This is a genomic window from Mycolicibacterium palauense, from assembly GCF_002592005.1.
Classification (GTDB): Bacteria; Actinomycetota; Actinomycetes; order Mycobacteriales; family Mycobacteriaceae; genus Mycobacterium; species Mycobacterium palauense.
Genome location: NZ_NVQF01000173.1, coordinates 1 through 3,612, shown reverse-complemented (window position 1 = coordinate 3,612; position 3,612 = coordinate 1). Strand labels below are relative to the sequence as shown.

Genomic DNA, 3,612 nt, shown 5'->3' with positions numbered 1-3,612 from the left:
CGCGGCAGCTACGCAGGGGAGCGTGTCGGCAGCGTCAGATGTGTGTAAGGGGGGAGGCGGCACGGCTGCCGGGGGAGGTGCCGGCGCGGTGTGGGAGACGTTGACGATCGTCGGGCCGCCCGGCGCGGCCGGGTCGGCCGGCACCTGCGCGGCGGGCATCGGCAGGTACATGTGGTGGGTGAACTGCGGCTGGTAGGCGCCGCCGCCGCCGATGGAGACACCGGTGCCGCCCTCGCCGCTGGAGACGGGGGTGCCGTCGGGCAGGGTGACGGCGGTGTGGCCGCTGTTCCAGCCGATCACCAGGGCGTTGGGGGCGGTGCCGTACTTGAATCCGCGGGCCAGCAGCGCGGCCTCCTGGTTACCCGTGTTGAACCTGTCGCCGTAGATCGGTCTTCCGGTGGCGGCATTCGCGACCCACGACGCGAGCCCCGAACAATCGGTCCCGGCGGGCGAGTCGCCGCCGGAGATGTAGGGCGTGCCTGAGACCTGATTGATCAGCGTCATCAGTGTGGCTAGAACAAACATGACGACGGACGCTAACCAGACTTATGCAGGGCGGCCAAAATCTGTGGCGCCCATCACTTCTGGCGAGTTTTCATGGTGTAGGCAACAGAAATCGGCGGCTCTTCCGCGGGCTAAAACGCTCTGACCAGCGGTTTTCTCCAGGGCGGTTTTTCGACGCGGACGGCGGCGTCGCCGCGGCGGCGTTCAGCAACGTAACGGACGCCACAGTTCGTGACGGATCCGTGCCGGTTCCGTTGTCGGTTAGACCTCGCCTCGAAATGCAAAACATGACCTCAGGTAGAGGTTTCGGTGGGGTGTGCGTGCGGGCCGGCGGATGCGGGGGAGACCGGGGCCGCACCACGCAGTGGTTTTGGCAACGCCGAGTCGGTGTTCCTCCGTGGTACCGGGGCCGGCGGTGCGGGGCCCCTACCTTCTTCACCAGGGTGGCGGCGACAATAGAGACGGTCGACGCCGGGCCGCAGCGGCCCGGTAACGGTCCGGGAGCGCCCCCATAGCCCAATTGGCAGAGGCAGCGGACTTAAAATCCGCACAGTGTCGGTTCGAGTCCGACTGGGGGCACTGGATTTGTGCTGGTAGGGATATCTTTTTACTAGCGGCGGGCCTGCTGTGAGGCTTCCCGGGGCGTCCGCGTCCACGCCGCGTCCACAGTCACCGTGACTGAGGCCGTCGCGTCTGATCTGATGGTCAGCCGGAGTCGTTGCCAACGGCGTGGCACCTTGACTCATTGCACGAGTTGACGACGATGAGCCAAGGTGACGGGACTCCGTCCCCCTCTATGAACGCTTGAAGGTGCGGGCCATGCTGACGTCGCGGTACTTGCTTTCGACGAAGAATCTTGGCGACATCCTTACCAAGATTGTCGACGGCGTCGCGCCACCCAAGTTCACTACTGAACATCTCAAGAGCCTTGGGTTTGGTTCCAGCACCGACCGAGCCGTCATACCGTTGCTCAAAGACCTAGGCTTCCTATCGCCGGATGGTGTACCTACGGCGCGGTACCACGCTTATCGTGATCAGTCGCGCTCCAAGGCTGTGCTCGCTGAGGCGATGAAAGAGGCCTATGAGGACGTCTTCCACGTTCGCGAGGTACCCACCGCTGCGGATAGGCCAGCCATAGAGGGATTGTTCAAGTCGAAGAACAATTCGACTGACAAAGTCGCGCAGTTACAGGCGATGACCTTCTACGCGCTGCTGAAAAATGCGGACTTTAAGGCAGCCCCCTCGAAAGCGTCTGCAGTGCCTCCAACGGTGCAACGCGAAGACCCGCACACTGACAAGTCAACCGCAGGCGACAATCCCACAGTTGTGCAGAGGCAGACAGGGCAAGTGTCGGCCGAGCTGCACTACACGATTCAGGTCCACCTGCCTGCGACCAAGGACATCGAAGTGTTCAACGCAATCTTCAGGTCTTTGCGCGAGAATCTATTGTCGTGAGCGAACACGACCCGCTCCGCACATTTCTCTTTCGAAGCCTTATGTTCGAGGCGGAGGCTGAGGCGTTCCGTCAGGCGGGCGTGCGAGTAGGTCTCAATGCTGATGCTACCGAGGAGCGACTGCTCGAAGAGGCAATAGCGCCCTTCCCGTTGGCGATTCGGAATGATGCGGTCCGGATGGGACGCCTCTACACTCTGCTGTACTGCTTCGAGAACGCGGTTCGGGAACTAATACAGAACAAGCTCTCCGACGTCGATGCTGCGTGGTGGGACAACAAAGTACCTAAGAAGATTCACGACACCGCCGAGTCCCGGCTGAGCGATGCGCAGAACAACTCATGGATTGCTGGCTTGCGCGCTGATCCTCTTGGCTTTGTCGACTTCGGCGGTCTATCAGACATCATCATCAACAACTGGTCAGAGTTCGAGGACCTCATCCCTTCTCAACACTGGCTGAAGCAGCGCCTTGACGAGCTGGAGCGAGCGCGCAATTTCGTAGCACATCACCGCATGCTGTCAGAACCTGAATTCGCAAGGCTCGAAATGTATGTGACAGACTGGAATCGGCAGGTTGGCCTCTAATGTCGGTGCTTGAATTCATCGCGCAGATGACGTCGGCGCTCGCTTGGCCGACGGTCGCAGGAAGTGCGCTCTTTCTTCTTCGTAGGCAGATCAAGTCTGCCGCTACCCAGCTCGTGCAACGCGTGTCAGACATACGGCGGGTGAAGGCACCCGGTGTAGATGTTGAGTTCGAACGGCGAGTGCAAGAACTGACCGAAGCCTCGCAAACGCTCGACGCCGAGGTCGTAGATGAATCTTCTATCGGCGGCGTACAAGACCTGCTGCTACCTCCAGAGACACCGGAACAGCGTCTCAACAAATACGAGCGGCTGGCGGAGCTGGATCCGAAGGCGGCGATCCTCTCCTCGTTCGCAGACCTCGAAGAGTCCCTTCAACAATACTTCTTGGCGATCTACCCGGACGGCCAGCAGGTGTCGGGCTTTCGCCGGATGCTGGAGCGGCTGCATAGTGACGGGCACATAGATGACGACATCGCTAGTACCTTCACTGATCTAAACGATGACCGTAATCGGGCCGCGCATGACCCGAACAGCAGAGGCGATACAGATATCGCGAACGCGTACGTTCGAACAATTCAGTCGGGCATCAAGTTGTTGGAGCTAATGCGTATGAAGGCCTCTCTATCCAACATCTAGCGGGCTTTTCGTTGATGCGGCACCGCCTCGGCGACCAGCGTATCGACTCTCGGCAGTTGACACGTTCTCCGAGACAACGACTCCCCGCGCGACCTTCGGTGCCGCCATTTCGTCCTCGTTGATGTAGTCGGCGTAGGTGGTCAACGTGAGAACGAAAGTGCTGTGACCCAGCCACTTTGATACCTGCATGTAGTGCTCTGCCAGCAGACACCAGCAGCTTCGAAGGAGGCCCGCCCTTCTCGGCGGAGCCACACGGGTGGGGAATTTCGATGAGCGTCAGTGGGGAATTTCAGTGAGCGCGGTCAGTACTGGTGGCGAGTCCCCGTTACTGAGTCCATCCGGTTCTTGAGTCGGGTTGGTTTGATTCGTTCTCAGTTGATGCTGCAGGCCACTGGGGTGTGGGTGCAGCGGCAGGCTGCAGCGTACTCGGCCGGCGT

At 60.6% G+C, this 3,612-nt stretch carries 4 protein-coding genes, 1 tRNA gene and 1 pseudogene; 4 read left to right on the top strand and 2 right to left on the bottom strand.

Annotation, left to right across the window (positions count from 1 at the left end; genetic code table 11):
* Nucleotides 1-525: C40 family peptidase (locus tag CSR00_RS29590; protein WP_245906754.1), on the bottom strand; the 525-nt coding region annotated here is incomplete at its 3' end.
* 484 nt (nucleotides 526-1,009) lie between these two features.
* On the opposite strand from CSR00_RS29590, the gene CSR00_RS29585 reads away from it, so the two are divergent.
* The 4 genes from CSR00_RS29585 (at nucleotide 1,010) to CSR00_RS29570 (ending at nucleotide 3,175) form a co-directional block, all read left to right on the top strand.
* A tRNA-Leu gene (locus tag CSR00_RS29585) sits at nucleotides 1,010-1,083 on the top strand.
* Nucleotides 1,084-1,323: 240 nt separating this feature from the next.
* Nucleotides 1,324-1,959 (top strand): DUF5343 domain-containing protein, encoded by a 636-nt coding sequence (locus CSR00_RS29580; RefSeq protein ID WP_141564538.1) that lies wholly within the window; start codon nucleotides 1,324-1,326, stop codon nucleotides 1,957-1,959.
* Nucleotides 1,956-2,540, top strand: a complete 585-nt coding sequence (locus CSR00_RS29575) for a Swt1 family HEPN domain-containing protein (RefSeq protein ID WP_218014565.1) — start codon at nucleotides 1,956-1,958, stop codon at nucleotides 2,538-2,540. The genes CSR00_RS29580 and CSR00_RS29575 overlap by 4 nt, the downstream gene beginning before the upstream one ends.
* On the top strand, nucleotides 2,540-3,175 hold the full coding sequence (locus CSR00_RS29570) for a hypothetical protein (RefSeq protein ID WP_099025907.1): 636 nt from the start codon (nucleotides 2,540-2,542) through the stop codon (nucleotides 3,173-3,175). The genes CSR00_RS29575 and CSR00_RS29570 overlap by 1 nt, the downstream gene beginning before the upstream one ends.
* Here the strand turns inward: CSR00_RS29570 and CSR00_RS31500 are convergent.
* Nucleotides 3,161-3,373: pseudogene (locus CSR00_RS31500) on the bottom strand (hypothetical protein); the annotation flags it as partial. The gene CSR00_RS29570 and the pseudogene CSR00_RS31500 sit on opposite strands and share 15 nt — an antisense overlap.
* Between the last annotated feature and the right edge of the window lie 239 nt (nucleotides 3,374-3,612).

Bases quoted from the DNA above. Each gene is read 5' to 3' on its own strand.
- CSR00_RS29580 (WP_141564538.1), top strand. From the start codon at position 1,324: ATGCTGACGTCGCGGTACTTGCTTTCGACGAAGAATCTTGGCGACATC.
- CSR00_RS29570 (WP_099025907.1), top strand. From the start codon at position 2,540: ATGTCGGTGCTTGAATTCATCGCGCAGATGACGTCGGCGCTCGCTTGG.